The organism is Polynucleobacter sinensis (assembly GCF_001595985.1).
Classification (GTDB): Bacteria; Pseudomonadota; Gammaproteobacteria; order Burkholderiales; family Burkholderiaceae; genus Polynucleobacter; species Polynucleobacter sinensis.
In genome coordinates, this window is sequence record NZ_LOJJ01000003.1 from 324,988 (window position 1) to 343,090 (window position 18,103).

Here is an 18,103-nt window from a genome sequence, read left to right on the forward strand (position 1 = left end):
TATGTGTTTAATTCTCTTTGCCTGGAAATCCCACCCTGACTACCCATTAGTAGTAGCTGCGAATCGCGACGAGTTTTACGAACGTGATACAGATGCTATGGGTTGGTGGCCGGAGCATCCACATATTTTGGCCGGAAGAGATCGGGCAGATGTTGTTGGCAGCCCCGGTACATGGCTAGGGTTCACCAAAACTGGACGCTTTGCAGCTTTAACAAATGTTCGAGCCCCTAGTGAAAAAAATCCAGATGCAAGGACCCGTGGCGAACTTTCGCTTCGATACCTTGCTGGCCAGACAAAACCTCATGACTTTGTAGTGGAAAACGCAAAGCAGTTTGAAAAATATAATGGCTTCAATCTGCTAATGGCAGACTTAAGCGATCCTGGTAACGCAGAAATGCATTGGGTGAGCAATAGATTGATAATGGGGCAAAACGTCCGCCCCAGAAAAGTATTCCCTAAAAATGCGCTATCTCCTGGCGTGTACGGACTGTCAAATGCCATGCTAGATACGCCTTGGCCAAAAGTAAATCATCGCGTCGCCGCATTTGCTCAGACTCTGGCAATGGATGCCGGTAATTTAAAAAATGCTGATCATTACTTGCGAGTACTTGCAGATACCCATGAGGCAACGCCACAGGAGCTACCAAGCACCGGGATCAATAAAGAGTGGGAAAAAGCCCTGTCTGCCGCATTTATTAAGACGCCGTCCTATGGAACCCGCTCCAGCACCATACTGCGCGTTCGCAAAGATGGGCAATTTGAAATGGTCGAAAGACGCTTTGATGCAAATGGCGCCATAGGTCATGATGTCGTGACTGGGGAGCTGAGCGCTGCTCCAGGATCAAATCTATCTGTATAAGCCTTAATTAACTTATTGCTGACGTAAATCGTCGTTGATAACGCGCTCACCTTGGGCATTTTTGCTGGCTAGACGTTTTAAATATTTAAATGTACCGGTTGCCATACAACAGATTTCACCTTGGTCGTTATAAAGCTTTGCCTCACAAAATGCCATGGTTGCCGTACGCCTGACGGTGTCTGCTTTGACGCGCAAAATTCCGTTGGCTGCCTGCATAAAATTGTTCTTCATTTCAATGGTCACAACACTTCGATCACTGGGGTCACCCGATCTTGCTGCTACGGCCATAGCAACATCCATGAGGGTTAATAAAACGCCGCCATGCGCAACATCCCAAGTATTTGTATGCTCAGGCTTTAAGGCCAAAAGAATTTCCCCTTTACCCATTTCGGCACTGAGACAACGAACCCCAAGTAACTTTAAAAATGGAACATTCAGTTCCTCACCAAGATTTGCTAACTGGGTAGCGGCATTGAGCTGTACTTTATTTGTCATAGGGATATTCTAGGGCCTTCTGCGTCCCGTGTGAATTCCTCATAGAATACAAAAATGCCTTTTACTCTCAGTGGAGACGATACCTGTCAAACCACCACCCCCTCCCGACTCCACGATCCATATTGGGTGGCCATATCGCCAAATGCGGCAGAGCTCATTCAATTGCCACTGGGCTCCGATGGATTGCCGGTCGATCCGCTTTGGCTTGATCTACTGGCGGGAAATACCCTTAAAACTAGCGATATTGAATTCCCAAACCCCATTGCAACTGTCTACAGCGGTCATCAATTTGGTGTCTGGGCTGGTCAGCTTGGTGATGGCCGCGCTATTCTCCTGGGAGATTTACATGGTCAAGAGTTACAGCTAAAGGGTGCTGGAATCACCCGCTTCTCGAGAATGGGCGATGGAAGAGCGGTACTACGCTCATCAATTCGGGAGTTTTTATGTAGTGAGGCGATGCATGCTTTGGGTATCCCAACTAGTCGAGCACTCTCAGTTGTGGGCTCAAAGGAAAAGGTTATCCGCGAATCCGTTGAAACAGCAGCAGTTTGCGCACGGCTAGCACCAAGCTTTATTCGTATCGGCCACTTTGAGCACTACGCATCCCTAGAAAATACTGTCCGACTCAAAGAATTGGCCGATCTATTAATCACTCACTTCTATCCAGAGTGTTCACAGCATGATCAACCATACTTGAGTCTCTTTAAAGCTATCTCCAAACGTAATGCAAAGCTTGTCGCTCAATGGCAATCAGTAGGATTCTGTCACGGGGTTCTTAATAGCGACAACATTAGTGCCTTAGGCCTAACAATTGACTATGGACCTTTTGGATTTTTGGATCAATTTCAGATAGATCATATCTGTAACCATAGTGATTCAGGTGGTCGGTATGCTTATCACAAGCAACCACAAATAATGCACTGGAATATGGCCTGCCTTGCTAGCGCGATGCTTCCACTAATTGAAATTAATCAGACCACAGAAAATGCTCACGAAATACTTCGCTCTGCATTAGATGAATTTCCGGTTACTTATGCAAAAGAATGGCAAGGCTTATTCCGAAGAAAATTAGGGCTTGAGATAGAAATTGATGGAGATATCGAATTAATTGAACGCTTGCTGCAAGCAATGCACGACTCACAAATCGATTTCACCAACTTCTTTCGCTCTCTCGGAAATGTAAAAAAAGGTATGCAGGTAGCCGATATCGATACAAGAAACGACTTTATTGACCGCGAAGGGATTGATCCATGGTTTGGCGACTATCTCACAAGGCTTGAACAAGAGACAGCAGATGATGTCGCTAGAAAAATGGTGATGGATAGTATCAATCCTAAATATATTTTGAGAAATTATCTTGCTCAAGTGGCTATTGAGAAGGCTCAGCGTGATGACTTCTCAGAGGTGGCTACACTTCTCAAGTTACTTAGCAATCCCTATGATGAGCAACCTGAATTTGAAGCCTATTCCAAGCCACCACCGCAAGATATGCGACATATTGCTGTCAGCTGTTCGTCTTAATAACCACGGGATTTGCCATGAATAAAAAATCTGATCAACAGTACAAAGAGTCATTAAGCGATATTCAATATCGCGTCACACGTGAGGCCGCCACAGAGAGGCCATTTACTGGCGAGTATTGGGATCATTGGGATGATGGCCGCTATAGCTGCATCTGCTGTGGCACCCCCCTCTTTCAATCCTCCACCAAATTTGATGCGGGGTGTGGCTGGCCAAGCTATAGCACTCCAGATAATAATGATGCCATCACCGAAATTCGTGATCTATCCCACGGGATGGTTCGCACTGAGGTTCGCTGCTCAAATTGCGACGCCCACTTAGGGCATGTTTTTGATGATGGCCCCCAACCCACCGGCCTTCGCTATTGCATTAATTCAGCATCTTTGCGTTTTGAACCTTCTGGGAATGTGAAATAGCAGGATAATGACGTCATGAAATTTTTATTCGACCTCTTTCCGATCATCCTTTTTTTTATCGCCTTTAAATTTGGTGATATTTACACTGCAACCATTGTTGCGATGATTGCCACCATTGGGCAAATTCTTTGGGTTTACTACCGACATCGCAAGATTGATGCGATGCAATGGGTGAGTCTAGTGATGATCCTGGTATTTGGCAGCCTGACCATTTTTTTGCACGACAAGACATTTATTCAGTTGAAGCCTACCGCCCTCTATTGGCTTTTCTCGGGAGCTTTATTTATCAGTGCTCAATTCTTCCAAAAGAACTGGATTCAAGTGCTGATGGGCAAACAGATCACCTTAAAAGAACACAGCGCCAAATCAGTCTGGCACCAAGTCAATATGGCGTGGGCCGTCTTTTTCTTCTTCATGGGCGTTCTTAACCTCTACATCGCCTTTGAGTTCTCGGAAGAGACATGGGTTAATTTCAAGCTGTTTGGCAGCACAGGTTTATTGGTGATCTTCGTCATCATCCAAGGTGTTTGGCTTAGTCGGCATATGGAGCACCCAGAGGAATGAGTATCAACCAAGAGAGAATTCGCCTTTTTGAAGCAGAACTAAAGAGGGTATTTGAGGTCAAGCAACTTATCATCGAGGATGAGAGCCACCTTCATGCCGGTCATGCGGGAGCTGCTAGCGGCGGCGGCCACTTTAGGATCTCCATTATCGCCCCTGATTTCGAGGGGTTAAGCCTTATGGCCCGCCACCGTGCCATTTACGCTGCCTTAAAAAGCTATTTTCCAGCTGAAATCCACGCCCTTACCATTCAAGCCCTAACTCCTAGTGAAAGCACTGATTAGCCAAGCTTGCTTTAAGATAAGGTTTTATGATCTTCCAACACAAGCACATCCTATTATGTTGAATACACGACAAATTATGACCATTGGCGTATTTGGCGCCACCCTTCTATCATCGATCGCCTTGGCGCAAAATGCGGCAATCGTTAATGGTAAGCCTATCCCAAAAGCGCAGCTAGATAAATTGGTTCAAAAGTCCAACCAACCTGACAACCCCCAAGTACGCGATCAGGCTAGAGAGATGTTGGTGACTCGAGAACTCATTCTTCAAGAGGCCAATAACCGCGGCGTCACCCAAAGAGAGTCAGTTCGCGAACAGCTTGAGCAATCCAGAATGGGCATCCTGATTGCCGCAGTATTTGAAGATTATGTCGAAAAAGAAGGTGTTGCTGAAGCTGACTTAAAGGTAGCCTACGAACAAGTTAAGGGTCAATATAGCGGCAAGGAATATCACGTCGAGCATATTCTCGTTGAAAAAGAGGCTGATGCAAAGGCCATCATCGCCCAAATTAAGGCTGGCGGTAACTTTGAGCAAATCGCAAAAGAGAAATCAAAGGATCCTGGCTCTGCCCCTAATGGTGGCGATCTTGGCTGGGTAAGCGATAAAGCTTTAGTTCCTGAGTTTTCAAAAGCAATGGTTCAGCTAAAAAAGGGGCAGATCACTGACAAACCAGTAAAGTCCCAGTTTGGTTGGCACATCATTAAGCTCGACGATGTGCGAGATGTTAAAGCGCCAAGTATGGATGAAATCAAGGATCAGTTAAAGCAGATGATTACAGCCGATCAAAATTGGCAAAAAGCAAAGTTTTCTGAAATGATGCAAAAGTTACGCGCAAAAGCAAAAATTCAATAGCCCCCTACTTTCACACTGATACCCAGGCCAATGGTCTGGGTTTTTTTATTACAGTAAATCCTAAAAACCGTTATATTTAATTCATGATGATCCTGCATACCATGCTCAGAGTTGGCAATATGACTCGCTCAATAGATTTTTATACTAAGGTGCTAGGCATGAATCTTCTTCGCACTACTGATCGGCCCGAGCAAAAATATACGCTAGCCTATCTAGGGTATGGAAGAGGCAATCAGGATGGGCAATCTGAATTGGAGTTGACATACAACTATGGCGTAGATAGCTATCAACTTGGGGATGCCTATGGACATATTGCCATTAGCGTTCCAGACGCCTATACAGCATGCAAAAAGATTCAAGCTGCTGGTGGAAATGTCACTAGGCCAGCCGGCCCAGTGATGGGTGGCGACACTATCATTGCTTTCGTTACTGATCCAGATGGGTACAAAATTGAATTAATTCAACACGCATAAATATTTATCTTGAGTGAGGATTCATACCAACTACAAATTCTTCAGAAACTTAGCGATATTTCTGCGGATGAGTGGAACTCCCTACTCCCAACTGATTCAGACCCCTTTGTTACGCATGAATTCCTGAATGCGTTAGAACTCACTCATTGCGTTGGCTCAAATACGGGCTGGCAAATCGCCCACCTCATATTACGAGATCGCGAATTTAAGCTTGTAGCGGCAATGCCGATGTATTTAAAGCAGCACTCTTACGGAGAATTTGTTTTCGATTGGGCATGGGCACAGGCCTATGAAGAAAGCGACATTCCCTACTACCCAAAAGCATTGAGCGCTATCCCATTTACACCCGTTAAAGGACGCAGGATCCTAATAGCCCCAAATCAGGATCCAACTGCTATTCGGGTTATTTTGATTAATGCCCTTAAATCACTCGTGACGCAAAATGATTTATCGTCGATGCATATACTCTTTCCCAGCACTGAAGAGGGTGAGGAATTCAAAAAACAAGGTTTCATGCTGCGAGACTCCATTCAATTTCATTGGAGGAATCAGGGGTATAAAAATTTCGAGGATTTTTTAGCCGCTCTTACCATGAAGAGGCGAAAAAATATTCGCCGGGAGCGCTTACAAGTTGCTCAAGAGAGCATTCAATATCGACATATTGAAGGCAAAGACGCCGCCAACAATGATTGGTCATTTTTTTATCGCTGTTATGCAAATACTTACCTCGAACACCATTCATCACCTTACCTGAACGAAGCATTCTTTCAGCTACTGGGGAAAGTGATACCAGAAAATTTGCACCTCATCATAGCTAATCGAGGTGGTCGTGACATTGCCTCTTCGTTAATTGTTCTTGATGGCTCAAAATCTACCGCATACGGTCGATATTGGGGGGCAATGGAATACATCCCCTGCCTACACTTTGAAGTAGCGTACTACCAAGCAATTGAGTATTGCATCAAGCAAGGAATTGGCACTTTCGAAGGGGGTGCCCAGGGTGAGCACAAAATGGCGAGAGGTTTCTTACCCACCACCATTCGATCAGCGCACTGGATTGCAAATGAATCTTTTGCCAAGGCAATCGGACGCTTTTTAAAGCGGGAACGTGAAGGTATGGCCGCTTATGTAGATGAGCTTGAGCAGCACCATCCCTTAAAATCGACTAAAGTACAGCCATGAGTAATTCTGATCATTCCCCTGCGCAATCTGATGGCGCCAACTCTCTAGGTGTTGGTGATGAGAGCTCTGATTCTCCATGTATTGGAGTGTGCACCACCCTCTATGATGAAATTTGCCAAGGGTGTGGCCGAACTCTAAACGAAGTCAGCAACTGGGTTTTCTTCAGTCAAGAAGAAAAAAATGATGTTTGGAAACGCATTCGCGCAGATGGCACGGCAATGCGCTTCCAACGACAAGCCAAGGAAAATAATTAACCAGCCAAGGCCTGGCTACGTAGATACTCTTCGTAAGTTCCAGAATAATCGGCAATAGTGCCATCCATCTTGACCTCTAAGATGCGATTAGCTAATGCGGATACAAACTCTCGGTCATGAGAAACGAAAATTAAAGTGCCTTCATATTTTTCAAGGGCAATTTGCAAACTCTCAATAGACTCCATATCCATATGATTGGTTGGCTCATCCATTGCAAGCACATTGTGCTTTTGGAGCATTAACTTACCCCAGATCATGCGGCCTTTTTCTCCGCCGGATAGAACTTTTACAGACTTACTAATATCGTCACCTGAAAATAATAGACGGCCCAAAGTACCACGAATGACTTGATCATCGTCACCCGTGTTGCGCCATTCATTCATCCAGTCCATTAGCGTTTCATCTTTAGCGAACAATTCGGTATTGTCTTGGGGCATAACACCTACGTTCGCATTTTCCGCCCACTTCACATCACCACTATCAGCCTGAATGCCATCAAAACGTTTACTCAGGATAGTTTTTAGTAAGGTTGTCTTACCTGCGCCGTTCTGACCAATAATGGCAATTTTTTCGCCAGCGCGAATACCAATCTTAAAGTTCTTAAAAATCGTACGGTCATATGCTTTAGTCAGTGCATTACATTCCACCGCCATGTTGTGAAGCTTCTTCTCAGAATCAAAACGAATAAAGGGATTCTGGCGTGAGGAAGGCTTAATCTCGGTGATTTCAATCTTCTCTAACTGCCTTTGGCGTGAAGTTGCCTGACGAGCTTTAGAGGCATTTGCCGAGAAGCGACTAACGAATGCTTGTAATTCCGCAATCTTCTCTTTTGCCTTCACGTTTGAACTCAGTTGCTGCTGACGGGCTTGGACAGAGGCCAGCATATAAGAATCATAATTACCGGGATACACCTTTAGTGTGCCGAAATCCATATCAGCCATATGGGTACACACTTCATTCAGAAAGTGGCGATCATGGGAGATGATGACAATGGTGCTATTAATCTCATTCAGAATATCTTCAAGCCAATGAATAGAGTGGATATCCAAGTTATTGGTGGGCTCGTCAAGCAACAGCACATCCGGATCTGAAAATAACGCCTGTGCAAGCAAAACGCGCAATTTCCAACCTGGTGCGACATTACTCATCGGACCATCATGCTGCTCAATGGGAATGCCAATACCTAGCAGCAGCTCCCCTGCTTTAGCTTCGGCCGTATAACCGCCATATTCAGCGTACTTACCCTCAAGCTCAGCCGCACGCATGTAATCTTCGTCGGTAGCCTCTGGATTGGCGTAGATAGCATCGCGTTCAGCGGCAGCTTTCCACATCTCCTCATGCCCCATCATCACGACATCAAGGACACGCTGATCTTCATAAGCAAACTGATCCTGGCGCAATTTACCCAAGCGAATACCAGGATCTAAACTCACATTTCCACTGCTTGGCTCAAGCTCTCCACCTAAAATCTTCATAAAGGTAGATTTGCCACACCCATTGGCACCAATCAGGCCGTAGCGATTCCCACCGCCAAACTTAACGGAAATATTTTCAAAAAGGGGTTTTGCCCCAAACTGCATAGTGATATTGGATGCGGACAGCACGGATGGATTCTTACTTTCTGATAGATAAATTCAATGAATCTGATGCAGTATTTACTGCAAAGACCATCATTTTAACGGCTTGCGCGTAAAAAAGCGCTAATTTAGACTTTCAGCCTAAATGGCGTGAAATTCGTATGAATATCATAGTAATCTTGATTTTCCTTTCGCTTAAGATACGAAACCACCTGGTAGGTTAATGGTGTTGCCAGCACCTCCCAGCTTGTTTTGAGAATGTATTGCGCCAAAGCAACTGCAATCACCTCATTAATGGGCCAAATGCCATAAAAGGCCAAGACATAGAACAGCGAGGAATCAATCAACTCACCAACAGCAGTAGAGCCGATTGTCCTGAGCCAAAGAAAACGGCCCTCAGTCCACACTTTGAGTTTGGCTAATACATAGCTGTTAGCAAAGCTTCCAAACCAAAAAGCAGTCATTGAGGCGAGAACCACCCTCCACGAATTACCGAATACCACCTCCATGCCCTGCTGATAGCTCGCCATATAGGAGCCAGGAGCTACGGGTAAGGCAATCGCAATCTGAGCCATGATGGCGGCAAAAGCCAATGCCGCAAAACCAGCCCAAACAGCTCGGCGGTCATAGGAATATCCATAAACTTCAGTCAGTATGTCGCCAAAAAAATAGGATATGGGGAAAAAGAGGATGCCAGCACCAAAAACAACCTTGCCAAAATAAGGCAGATCTACCTCAGCAGCCTTGCCAGCACCAATAAAGTTGGAGCACAGCAAAACCACAACAAATGATGCCAAAAGTAGATCGTAATAGCGGTGATGTGGCCTAGGATTGGTCATAAGCTAGCTAAAAAGTTATAGCAAAAAATGTGTAAAAATGGATAGTACAAAGAATAAAAGGATTCCTGAATATCTGCAGGAATATCGTTAACGCAGCTTTTACTAAGGTCGAATGAAATGAGCAAAGCTACCTTTAATTGGGCAGATCCCCTTCTCCTTGATACCCAACTCACCCAGGAAGAGCGCATGGTGCGTGATGCGGCCGCAGAGTATGCCCAAGGTCGCCTAATGCCCAGAATTCATGATGCCTATCGCAATGAAACGACTGATCCGGCGATCTTTCGCGAAATGGGTGAATTAGGCCTTCTTGGAATCACCATTCCAGAGCAATACGGTGGCGCAAATCTGAACTATGTTTCTTACGGCCTGATTGCCCGTGAAATTGAGCGTGTGGACTCCGGCTACCGCTCCATGATGAGCGTGCAGTCCTCATTAGTAATGGTACCAATTAATGAATTTGGTAGTGAAGCGCAAAAACAAAAATACCTGCCAAAATTAGCTACTGGAGAATGGATTGGCTGCTTTGGATTAACCGAGCCTAACTTTGGATCTGATGCAGGTGGAATGATCACTAGAGCAAAGAAAGTTCCGGGCGGATTCTCGCTAACCGGCTCCAAGATGTGGATTTCAAATGCCCCAATTGCTGATGTATTTGTGGTGTGGGCAAAGAATGATGAGGGCTTGATCCGTGGATTTATTCTGGAAAAAGGAATGAAAGGTTTGAGTGCCCCGAAAATATCCGGGAAGATGGGTTTAAGAGCTTCTATTACGGGTGAAATCGTGATGGATGAAGTTTTTGTTCCGGCTGAAAATGAATTTCCTGAAATCACTGGGCTTAAAGGCCCATTTACCTGCCTAAATTCAGCGCGTTATGGTATTGCCTGGGGCGCATTGGGCGCAGCCGAATGGTGCTGGCACGCTGCTCGCCAGTACACCATGGACCGCAAGCAATTTAACCGTCCATTAGCAGCTAATCAGCTTATCCAAAAGAAGTTGGCTGACATGCAAACTGAAATCACCCTAGCGCTGCAAGGCTGCCTGCGTTTAGGTCGTATGAAGGATGAGGGTATTGCTGCACCAGAAATTACCTCCATGATGAAACGCAACTCTTGCGGTAAGTCGCTGGATGTTGCTCGCTTAGCTCGAGATATGCATGGTGGTAACGGCATCTCAGATGAGTACGGTGTTGTCCGTCATATGCTCAATCTTGAAGTTGTCAATACCTATGAAGGCACGCATGATATTCACGCCCTCATTTTAGGGCGCGCACAAACTGGTATTCAAGCATTTAGTTAAATACCGACCTTAGTGATGATGCCTTTCGCTGCCTCAAGAAAGGCCTCATCACCATCACTATCCAATGCAATATAGTGATGCTCGCTATAGTTCGGAAAATTGCGTGAGATTGAGGATTGGTAGGATGGGTCGTAATGTTTGACCAGCAACTCTTCAACCAACTCTTCAAATTTTCCAGCGTCAATACCTTCATGCCATTTGTCTATCTGCGCCTTGCCATAACGAGAATTAAGTAAGCTCAGTTTATTCTTGAAGCTTTCAGGATCGGATACAAAGTGCTTATATTCGCGCAACAACCAGGAAACACGTGTAGCAGTATTCGCTCGCAACTCAATACACTTACCATTACGAATGGATTCCATCAAGGAGTCAGGTATGTGGAGTCCCCCAACTTTTTTACTCTCAGATTCAACGTAAACAATTTTTTTAGAGTCCATCCCATTCAATGCAGACCATAAATTGGTTTCAAAACCTTTTTGGGAGGGTTGATCAACATGGGGTTCATTACCAAGCACTGATCCACGATGAATTGCTAAGGCCTCTAGATCCAAGACTTGCTCACCTAAAGCGCGTATCTCCTGCAGAATACGAGTCTTACCACTACCAGTCATTCCACAGATCACCTGAAAGCGAAAATCCTTTGCAGCCTGATCGAGCTGATCAATCACTACCCGCCTAAAACCTTGATAGCCATGCTCTAACTGCATTGCTTTCCAGCCGACTCGATTGAGAATATGAGTGAAGGCCCCGCTACGCTCGCCGCCGCGCCAACAGTAAACTAATGGCCTCCATCCCCTTGGATGATCCATCAGCGTAGCTTCAAGATGTTGCGCAATATTGCGAGCAACATATGCAGCACCTAACTTTTTGGCATCAAAAGGCGAAACCTGTTTATATAAGGTACCAATTTCAATGCGCTGGTCATTACTCAAGACAGGGAGATTGATTGCTCCGGGAATGTGATCCAATGCATATTCAGCAGGAGTCCTCACATCGATAATGACATCAAACTCGTCAAGACTAGATGAGAGCTTAGAAATATCCAGTATGTGCGGGTTACTCGGCTGCAAATATATTCCTAGCGTAACTTCTTAAGCACATCTTCGGGCCAGGGTGCCGATTTTCCCGTATTTAAATCAACCCAAACCATCGTAGCCCCACCAACCGCAGCCAAGTCATCGGGTGACGTCGTTAACGCCATACTGGTGAACAAATCAACACTAGTACGGCCAATATTACCAATATATGTTTTAAGAATTAGATCGCCGGGATAGGTTAGCTGTTGCAAGAAGTTGCAAAACCCATTGATCATCAACATGGATTCTTTACCAGGTGCAACCTCATACCCCAGAGACGTAATCCACTCTACCCTAGCCTGCTCCATATAGCGAAAATAGACTGTATTGTTTACGTGTCGATATGCATCCATATCGCCCCAACGAATGGGCATGAGCATTTCATGCACAAACTTTTTATCTTGCGGGATTTCGATACGCATTAAGAGAGTTCGCTACTTAATTAACTGACTTGCAAAGCCATCTGATACAAATTGGTAGAGCGTGCTCCAGAGCGGCAAAAAGCTAAAACTGGACCAGGCATCGTTTTCAAAAGTCTTGCCATCTCTACTACTTGATCTGGAGTAAAGGCGCCCGGTACAACAGGCAAATAAGCATAATTTAAACCTAGACGTTCGGCCTCAGCCTGGATAGCCGCATTCGTTGGCTGATCAGGTCCACCCTCAAAATCAGGGCGATTATTAATCACGCTTTTATAGCCCTGCTTTGCAATTTCAGCTAAATGACTGGGATCTATTTGGCCAAGAGTGCCAAATTGAGCGTTATGACAAGAAATTGGAAGACTCATTGAAACCCTGGAATTAAAAAAGAATAAAAGATGACATCATTCTAAATCAGGCTACTCATTTAGATGCACTAAAGAAGCGGCTTGAAATAGTCATGCCAGCCAACATCGCCAAAACGAATACGAAGGCTTTTAGCTGCCCATCGCCCATTGCAACGATTGCGGGACCAGGACAAAAGCCAGCTATACCCCAACCAGCGCCAAAGATGAGGCCGCCAATAATTAAAGGCTTGGAGATATCTCTGCGCGTTGGAATATGAAAGGCGCCACCAAAAAAAGTCTTGCTACGTTTAGAAACTAAATAAAAACCACACAAACCAACAATAACTGCCCCACCCATTACGAAAATCAATGAAGGATCCCAATTACCAGTGATATCCAAGAAGTTAAGGATCTTTGCTGGATTACTCATGCCAGAAACAATTAAACCCAAACCGAATAGCACACCAAGAAAATATTGGCTATATAAACTGAAATATTTTTTCATAATTTATAAACCCAAAATATGTCGAATCAAGTAAACAGTCAAAAATCCAGAAAACATAAATGACATCGTTGCCAACAGTGACCGAGGTGATAAGCGTGATAAACCACAAATACCATGACCACTAGTGCATCCAGAACCATAGTGAGATCCAAAACCCACCAAAAGACCTGCTATGACAATAGCAAACCAATCGGCATCAATTACAGAATTGGCATGCATGCCAAATACCAAAGCAGCCCAAAATGGAGCCGTCAATATTCCAAGAATCAAGCTTAGACGCCAAGCCCAATGGCCCTGCTGTGGCCGTAATAAACCAGAAACGATTCCACTAATACCCAGAATACGGCCATGCAAAAGCACGTAGAGAGAAGCGGCAAGTCCTAATAAAACCCCGCCGAGAAGTGAGGGGCCCGGAGTAAAAGCCAACCAATCAATTTGCATAAGAATTTTCCGTGATTAACTGCAAGGATTTGGAGCGAGTCTCAACTGCAAATAGCGCAAGGCCAGGTAAGCTCCAAATATGAAGCCTGGGAGCGCAATGAGTGATCCAAGGGCTAATGTAGAAATGCCACTAAGCCCCTGCCCTACGGTGCAGCCCAATGCGGTTACGCCACCAAAACCCATCAACGTCGCACCCACTAAATGATTGGCGGTATCCTCAGCATTACGAAAGCTTTCCCAGCGAAATGATTTGGTCAACAAAGCTACGCAAGCGGACCCTAGAATCATGCCCAACACCGCCGTGATGCCAACAGTGAGAACCTTCGATGTATCGCTATACATCATCAAGAGATCTAAGGAGTATGCATAAGGAGCCACAAACGAAAGACTCTCCATTCGCCCTGAATTAGTAACCAGAAACACTTCTTCTAAGGTATTGGGATCTTCAGAGATATAGCCCAAGCTACCCGATACCCACCAAACAGCACAGATGGCAAAGCCAACCAATACACCGGCCAAAACATTCTCGACCGACCAAAATGCTTTAGCAGCTAAGGCATAGGCAATAAATGCAAAACCCACAACTAGTCCCAAGGCGAGATGTAAGTTAGAACGCGCGATACCGGTCACCCCGCTCAAAATGCTTGGCAGATCCTGTGGGGTGCTTAGGGTAATAAAGATCGTATCCAGGGTGTTAATTCGAATAACACCCAAAAACCCCCGCATTGTCATGTATGCAGAAAGTCCCAAAACCAAAAAAACGATCACAGATTTGAGGTTGCCACCACCGATACGAACCAATGTTTTACTGCCACATCCAGAAGCAAGAACCATACCAAAGCCAAAGAGAATGCTCCCGACGATAGCGGATAACCAGAGGAGTTTGCTACTTGTATAGATACTTTTCAGTGGATCGATTAAATCAAAGTAAGACATCAAGGCAAACCCAACAATTGCCACACCAATAGCCAAGAACCATTGCCTCAGACGATCCCAGCTTGACATGATGAAAACATCAGACACGGCCCCCATGCTACAAAAGCCTGTTTTTTGCATCACTGCACCCAGGAAGAAAGTGATCGCAAATGTCGACCACAAAACTAATTTACTACTAGCTGAAATATCTACTGCATCCATATTCAAAATTCTAAAAAATTAAGGTTTAAATTTGTAAAACTGTGTATTCAGAAAAGCAACTACATCTGCCTCATCCTCAGGAAAGAGATCTAGGCGTAATTCAGTGTTGCAGATTGCAACCATCGATTTCAGCTTTTTTAAGTCCGTGACTTTGCTATCACTTCGGGTGTAAATCATGTCACCGTTACCAAATCCTGATTTCTTTGCATGACACGCATAGCATTTGTGCTGATCAATTGCCTTACCATTCGCCAGATCAGGGGCCGAATATGCCGAGAATGATAAGACGCAAAATCCCAGAAAGGTCAAAATAAGCTTTAAAAAGGGTAATTTCATTAGAAATCAGTCATTTAGCCAATTAAAGGTCTATTTTAAAGCCCTATGAGTAAATTTGCCTTATTCCGCCTGAATTGATAAGTAAACGTTATAAGCATTCATTCGGTTAGCCGCCCTAAACAGTGGCATTCCCTCGTATTCAGACCAATCTGCCAGCTGATAGGCCTCATCAAAGGGATCTAAGTTAACGGCCGCATTTGCCATCGAACTTCTTAAATATTTGAGGTAATTTCGCGTGAAAGCAACGTCCTCAACGGGGCTAATGGAATAATTTCCATGCCCTGGAATAACAATTTTTGGATTTAAGCGCTCAATCTCATCTAGAGCTGCAAGCCACCCCCTGCTGTCTGCATTTCCCACAAAAGGAATTCGACCACGAAATACCAAATCACCAGCAAATAGGACGCCCTCAGACGGAACATAAATCATCAGATCTTCAGGCGCATGTGCCGGTCCAACACGCGTGATCCTAAATTCAACGCCGCCTATCTTGATGGCGTACTTCTGATCAACCCAAACATCAGCTCCAACTAATTGGGTGCCTTCATTAACCCAAGGCGTAAAGTCAATGCGTGAGGCAATTAATCTTTGCTTAGCAGTCTCAGAAGCAAGATAGTTGAGGCCTTGATTTTGCGCATAGATCTTTGCGCCAATTTTCTTGAATTCTTGCAAACCATAAATATGGTCAGCATGGTAATGCGTCACAATCACTGCGACAATTTTTTGCGGCGTAATTTTAGAAATTTCCGCGATGAGTTTTTTGGCCAACACAGGTGATCCAAGTGCGTCGACAACAACTACCCCCTTAGGGGTAATGACAAATCCAGCATTTGAAATAAAATTTTGATTTTGACTGCTACCCATCTCCGGAAGGCCACGCACAAAATAGGTGTGTGGAGCTACTTGAATGGGGTTGAGTGCCACATGGCCGGATTGAGCTATTGCTAAGCCACAAAAAAAGGAAGGTAGAGCTACGATAAAACGACTTATCCAGTTTCGCAATCTCACGCTTACCTCTTTTTAAATGAAATACTTACTTAAGGCTTGATATAAGCAAAGTGATTTTGGTATTGCAAATCAGCAATGCGCACAACACCCGAAGGAGTGAAATCAGTATCGAGAATAAATTGATCTTTAGATAAATTGCGATTCTTGAGTGTAATTTCGCAGACCTCAAAACGTACCCCGCGGGATTTGAGTGCGCCAATTAATGGGGCATATTCAATATTATTCTTTTTATCTTTTGCACCGTCCATCATGATGTCAACCCCATTTGCATGGGTGACAACAATAATCTTTGTCTGCGGCGATACATCCAAATGATTGCGAATATTTCGTAAGCCTTTAACGCCCTGGCTTTCAGCATCATCAATATGATAGACCACCTCAGTGGGGCCTGCCGCATACATCACCGGTGAAATTAAAGCAAAGGACAGAGCAACAATATATTGGAGTAATTTCTTCATCTTGCACCTCAAAAAATAAAAGATTAAAGGGAGGCCATCCCTGGATTATTGCTCACGCCTTTAATGATCGGCTCATTTAGCTTCACAGCCTTAACAACTTTGACATCACGCAGATGTCGCTCAATAACATCCCAAATTGGCTCTCCACCAATATTCTTAGCCTCTTCACTAACGGGAGCCCAACCAGCAACCTTGTAGGTCTTCGTTGGCTCAATAGACTTACCGTTTAATGTCATTTCTGAAATGCGCTTACCTGCTGAAGCGACTGGATCAATCGTGTACTTCATACCGCCCACGCGAACCATATCACCGCCCTGCTGATAATAGGGATCAGGATTAAATAGATTATCAGCTACATCCTCAAGAATTGTCTTGATTGTTTCGCCAGTCATGTTGGTTACCGTGGTGTATGGATAGGTAATCGCTGTTTGATCGAGCAGATTTTCACGAGTTATGACCTGCCCCGGTAACAAGCTTGTGCCCCATCTAAAGCCGGGTGAGAATGCAATCTCTGCATTCTTTTGCGCCATTAATCCATCCAAAATTAATTGATCGAAACTGCCGTTAAAGTTACCTCGCCGATACAAGAGTCCATCTGTGGTAGCCAACTTCTCATTGAGCTTAGACTCGTAAGGAGATCTCAATTTAGTAATGAGCTTACTCATCACCGGATCTGCTGGAATCATATTTGAAAAGATGGGAAATAACTTGTAACGGAAATCTACAGGCTTGCCGCCCTTTACATCAAAATCTAAAACTCCCAAGAACTTTGAGTTTGAACCTGCATTTGTTACTAGGGTAACGCCACCAGAATTTTTCACCTTTACTGGAATAGGTACGCCATCATGAGTATGACCGCCCATAATTGCATCTAAACCAGACACACGGGATGCCATTTTTAAATCGACGTCCATTCCATTGTGAGAGAGCAAAACAACTACTTTAGCCCCCTTGCCTCTCACTTCAGAGATAGTTTTTTGCAAATTCTCCTCTTGAATGCCAAATGTCCAGTCAGGAGTAAAGTAGCGCGGGTTTGCAATGGGCGTATATGGGAATGCCTGACCAATAATGGCGACTTGTATCCCATTTTGAACCTTCATCACATAAGGATTAAATACGGAGTCGCCAAAGTCTGCGGTCTTAATATTTTGCGCAATGAAGGAAACTTTACTCTTGAAATCGCCGTTCACAATTTCCATGACGCGCTTTTCACCAAGAGTCATTTCCCAATGCGGAGTCATTACATCAACGCCTAGAGCGAGAGCGGCATCGACCATATCCTGGCCGTTGGTCCAAAGTGCCGTTCCGGAGCCTTGCCATGTATCACCACCATCCAATAACAATGCTCCTGGACGACTTGCCTTAATCTGCTTGATGAGGGTTGCCATATGGGCAAAACCACCCATCTTGCCGTAGTTCTGCGCTGCGGCTACGAAATCAAGATATGTAAAGGCATGAGAGTCACGTGTCCCTGGAGATATACCATTTGCCTTTAAGAAGAATTCGCCCACTAAATGCGGCGTTTTTCCTTCTTGAGCCCCAATCCCCAGATTAACATTTGGCTCGCGAAAATAGATCGGTAGTAGTTGCGCGTGACAATCTGTAAAGTGCAAAAAATGGACGTTGCCAAACTTGGGCAAGTCATAAAATTTTTGCGCAGTACTTTGTGCATTGGCAAAATTAGACTGCAGGCTCATCCCCCCTGCAGAAGCAATAGCGAGAGCTTGTAGAAATTCACGGCGGTTTAAAGACATAGTGTTTCCTTAAGA

Annotated in this window: 23 protein-coding genes; 10 read left to right on the forward strand and 13 right to left on the reverse strand. The window is 44.7% G+C overall.

All coding sequences use genetic code 11. The features are described from left to right. Nucleotide 1: 1 nt before the first annotated feature. Nucleotides 2-859, forward strand: coding sequence for an NRDE family protein (locus AOB49_RS05380; RefSeq protein ID WP_062308754.1), 858 nt, complete (start codon nt 2-4; stop codon nt 857-859). Between the two features lie 12 nt (nt 860-871). Here AOB49_RS05380 and AOB49_RS05385 read toward each other — a convergent pair whose 3' ends face one another. Then, on the reverse strand, nt 872-1,354 hold the full coding sequence (locus AOB49_RS05385; protein WP_062308756.1) for a PaaI family thioesterase: 483 nt from the start codon (nt 1,352-1,354) through the stop codon (nt 872-874). A 54-nt stretch (nt 1,355-1,408) separates the two neighbouring features. On the opposite strand from AOB49_RS05385, the gene AOB49_RS05390 reads away from it, so the two are divergent. From AOB49_RS05390 to AOB49_RS05425, 8 genes are all read left to right on the forward strand, one after another. Continuing rightward, nucleotides 1,409-2,875, forward strand: coding sequence for a protein adenylyltransferase SelO (locus tag AOB49_RS05390; protein ID WP_062308758.1), 1,467 nt, complete (start codon nt 1,409-1,411; stop codon nt 2,873-2,875). Nucleotides 2,876-2,892: 17 nt separating this feature from the next. Next, complete coding sequence (msrB, locus tag AOB49_RS05395) at nt 2,893-3,291, forward strand: peptide-methionine (R)-S-oxide reductase MsrB (RefSeq protein ID WP_062308760.1); 399 nt, start codon at nt 2,893-2,895, stop codon at nt 3,289-3,291. A gap of 15 nt (nt 3,292-3,306) precedes the next feature. Beyond that, entirely contained in the window at nt 3,307-3,855 is a 549-nt protein-coding gene (locus AOB49_RS05400; protein WP_062308762.1) for a septation protein A, read from the forward strand. Further along, a complete protein-coding gene (locus AOB49_RS05405) occupies nt 3,852-4,136 on the forward strand; it encodes a BolA family protein (protein WP_062308764.1) in 285 nt (94 codons plus the stop codon). Before AOB49_RS05400 ends, AOB49_RS05405 begins: the two co-directional genes overlap by 4 nt. Nucleotides 4,137-4,212: 76 nt before the next feature. Beyond that, nucleotides 4,213-4,986, forward strand: a complete 774-nt coding sequence (locus tag AOB49_RS05410) for a peptidylprolyl isomerase (RefSeq protein WP_216634675.1) — start codon at nt 4,213-4,215, stop codon at nt 4,984-4,986. Nucleotides 4,987-5,069: 83 nt separating this feature from the next. Further along, complete coding sequence (gloA, locus tag AOB49_RS05415) at nt 5,070-5,459, forward strand: lactoylglutathione lyase (RefSeq protein WP_082784069.1); 390 nt, start codon at nt 5,070-5,072, stop codon at nt 5,457-5,459. 9 nt (nt 5,460-5,468) lie between these two features. Next, nucleotides 5,469-6,641, forward strand: coding sequence for a GNAT family N-acetyltransferase (locus AOB49_RS05420; RefSeq protein WP_062308767.1), 1,173 nt, complete (start codon nt 5,469-5,471; stop codon nt 6,639-6,641). Next, on the forward strand, nt 6,638-6,895 hold the full coding sequence (locus AOB49_RS05425; RefSeq protein WP_062308769.1) for a DUF1289 domain-containing protein: 258 nt from the start codon (nt 6,638-6,640) through the stop codon (nt 6,893-6,895). Before AOB49_RS05420 ends, AOB49_RS05425 begins: the two co-directional genes overlap by 4 nt. On the opposite strand, the gene AOB49_RS05430 is transcribed toward AOB49_RS05425, so the two are convergent. Together AOB49_RS05430 and AOB49_RS05435 are read right to left on the reverse strand one after the other, a co-directional pair. Then, nucleotides 6,892-8,499, reverse strand: coding sequence for an ABC-F family ATPase (locus AOB49_RS05430; RefSeq protein WP_082784070.1), 1,608 nt, complete (start codon nt 8,497-8,499; stop codon nt 6,892-6,894). The two genes, AOB49_RS05425 and AOB49_RS05430, sit on opposite strands and share 4 nt — an antisense overlap. Before the next feature lie 101 nt (nt 8,500-8,600). After that, nucleotides 8,601-9,311, reverse strand: coding sequence for a queuosine precursor transporter (locus tag AOB49_RS05435; RefSeq protein ID WP_062308772.1), 711 nt, complete (start codon nt 9,309-9,311; stop codon nt 8,601-8,603). Nucleotides 9,312-9,428: 117 nt separating this feature from the next. Between AOB49_RS05435 and AOB49_RS05440 the strand changes: the two genes are divergently transcribed. Then, entirely contained in the window at nt 9,429-10,607 is a 1,179-nt protein-coding gene (locus AOB49_RS05440; protein WP_062308774.1) for an acyl-CoA dehydrogenase, read from the forward strand. Here the strand turns inward: AOB49_RS05440 and mnmH are convergent. From mnmH to soxB, 10 genes are read right to left on the reverse strand one after another with little or no spacing between them, the layout of a single operon-like run. Next, the gene (mnmH, locus tag AOB49_RS05445) at nt 10,604-11,677 is read right to left on the reverse strand and encodes a tRNA 2-selenouridine(34) synthase MnmH (RefSeq protein ID WP_062308775.1); all 1,074 of its coding nucleotides are present in this window, start codon (nt 11,675-11,677) and stop codon (nt 10,604-10,606) included. The two genes, AOB49_RS05440 and mnmH, sit on opposite strands and share 4 nt — an antisense overlap. Before the next feature lie 8 nt (nt 11,678-11,685). After that, complete coding sequence (locus AOB49_RS05450; protein ID WP_062308777.1) at nt 11,686-12,105, reverse strand: acyl-CoA thioesterase; 420 nt, start codon at nt 12,103-12,105, stop codon at nt 11,686-11,688. A 20-nt stretch (nt 12,106-12,125) separates the two neighbouring features. Continuing rightward, the gene (locus AOB49_RS05455) at nt 12,126-12,470 is read right to left on the reverse strand and encodes a TIGR01244 family sulfur transferase (protein ID WP_062308778.1); all 345 of its coding nucleotides are present in this window, start codon (nt 12,468-12,470) and stop codon (nt 12,126-12,128) included. Nucleotides 12,471-12,525: 55 nt separating this feature from the next. Then, a complete protein-coding gene (locus AOB49_RS05460; RefSeq protein ID WP_062308780.1) occupies nt 12,526-12,954 on the reverse strand; it encodes a YeeE/YedE family protein in 429 nt (142 codons plus the stop codon). A gap of 3 nt (nt 12,955-12,957) precedes the next feature. Beyond that, nucleotides 12,958-13,395, reverse strand: a complete 438-nt coding sequence (locus AOB49_RS05465; protein WP_062308781.1) for a YeeE/YedE family protein — start codon at nt 13,393-13,395, stop codon at nt 12,958-12,960. Between the two features lie 15 nt (nt 13,396-13,410). Next, the gene (locus AOB49_RS05470; protein WP_062308783.1) at nt 13,411-14,532 is read right to left on the reverse strand and encodes a YeeE/YedE family protein; all 1,122 of its coding nucleotides are present in this window, start codon (nt 14,530-14,532) and stop codon (nt 13,411-13,413) included. Between the two features lie 18 nt (nt 14,533-14,550). Continuing rightward, nucleotides 14,551-14,868: a hypothetical protein gene (locus AOB49_RS05475; RefSeq protein ID WP_062308785.1), complete on the reverse strand. Its 318-nt coding sequence runs from the start codon at nt 14,866-14,868 to the stop codon at nt 14,551-14,553. A gap of 60 nt (nt 14,869-14,928) precedes the next feature. Further along, a complete protein-coding gene (locus AOB49_RS05480; protein WP_245640621.1) occupies nt 14,929-15,876 on the reverse strand; it encodes an MBL fold metallo-hydrolase in 948 nt (315 codons plus the stop codon). Nucleotides 15,877-15,905: 29 nt separating this feature from the next. Beyond that, nucleotides 15,906-16,334, reverse strand: coding sequence for a DsrE family protein (locus AOB49_RS05485; RefSeq protein ID WP_062308788.1), 429 nt, complete (start codon nt 16,332-16,334; stop codon nt 15,906-15,908). Nucleotides 16,335-16,357: 23 nt separating this feature from the next. After that, a complete protein-coding gene (gene soxB, locus AOB49_RS05490; protein ID WP_062308790.1) occupies nt 16,358-18,088 on the reverse strand; it encodes a thiosulfohydrolase SoxB in 1,731 nt (576 codons plus the stop codon). Between the last annotated feature and the right edge of the window lie 15 nt (nt 18,089-18,103).

Excerpts from the sequence above, each read along its gene's own strand:
- AOB49_RS05380 (WP_062308754.1), top strand. The coding sequence starts at position 2 with ATGTGTTTAATTCTCTTTGCCTGGAAATCCCACCCTGACTACCCATTA.
- AOB49_RS05385 (WP_062308756.1), bottom strand. The coding sequence starts at position 1,354 with ATGACAAATAAAGTACAGCTCAATGCCGCTACCCAGTTAGCAAATCTT.
- AOB49_RS05390 (WP_062308758.1), top strand. The coding sequence starts at position 1,409 with ATGCCTTTTACTCTCAGTGGAGACGATACCTGTCAAACCACCACCCCC.
- msrB (WP_062308760.1), top strand. The coding sequence starts at position 2,893 with ATGAATAAAAAATCTGATCAACAGTACAAAGAGTCATTAAGCGATATT.
- AOB49_RS05400 (WP_062308762.1), top strand. The coding sequence starts at position 3,307 with ATGAAATTTTTATTCGACCTCTTTCCGATCATCCTTTTTTTTATCGCC.
- AOB49_RS05405 (WP_062308764.1), top strand. The coding sequence starts at position 3,852 with ATGAGTATCAACCAAGAGAGAATTCGCCTTTTTGAAGCAGAACTAAAG.
- AOB49_RS05410 (WP_216634675.1), top strand. The coding sequence starts at position 4,213 with ATGACCATTGGCGTATTTGGCGCCACCCTTCTATCATCGATCGCCTTG.
- gloA (WP_082784069.1), top strand. The coding sequence starts at position 5,070 with ATGATGATCCTGCATACCATGCTCAGAGTTGGCAATATGACTCGCTCA.
- AOB49_RS05425 (WP_062308769.1), top strand. The coding sequence starts at position 6,638 with ATGAGTAATTCTGATCATTCCCCTGCGCAATCTGATGGCGCCAACTCT.
- AOB49_RS05435 (WP_062308772.1), bottom strand. The coding sequence starts at position 9,311 with ATGACCAATCCTAGGCCACATCACCGCTATTACGATCTACTTTTGGCA.
- AOB49_RS05440 (WP_062308774.1), top strand. The coding sequence starts at position 9,429 with ATGAGCAAAGCTACCTTTAATTGGGCAGATCCCCTTCTCCTTGATACC.
- AOB49_RS05450 (WP_062308777.1), bottom strand. The coding sequence starts at position 12,105 with ATGCGTATCGAAATCCCGCAAGATAAAAAGTTTGTGCATGAAATGCTC.
- AOB49_RS05455 (WP_062308778.1), bottom strand. The coding sequence starts at position 12,470 with ATGAGTCTTCCAATTTCTTGTCATAACGCTCAATTTGGCACTCTTGGC.
- AOB49_RS05460 (WP_062308780.1), bottom strand. The coding sequence starts at position 12,954 with ATGAAAAAATATTTCAGTTTATATAGCCAATATTTTCTTGGTGTGCTA.
- AOB49_RS05465 (WP_062308781.1), bottom strand. The coding sequence starts at position 13,395 with ATGCAAATTGATTGGTTGGCTTTTACTCCGGGCCCCTCACTTCTCGGC.
- AOB49_RS05470 (WP_062308783.1), bottom strand. The coding sequence starts at position 14,532 with ATGGATGCAGTAGATATTTCAGCTAGTAGTAAATTAGTTTTGTGGTCG.
- AOB49_RS05475 (WP_062308785.1), bottom strand. The coding sequence starts at position 14,868 with ATGAAATTACCCTTTTTAAAGCTTATTTTGACCTTTCTGGGATTTTGC.
- AOB49_RS05485 (WP_062308788.1), bottom strand. The coding sequence starts at position 16,334 with ATGAAGAAATTACTCCAATATATTGTTGCTCTGTCCTTTGCTTTAATT.
- soxB (WP_062308790.1), bottom strand. The coding sequence starts at position 18,088 with ATGTCTTTAAACCGCCGTGAATTTCTACAAGCTCTCGCTATTGCTTCT.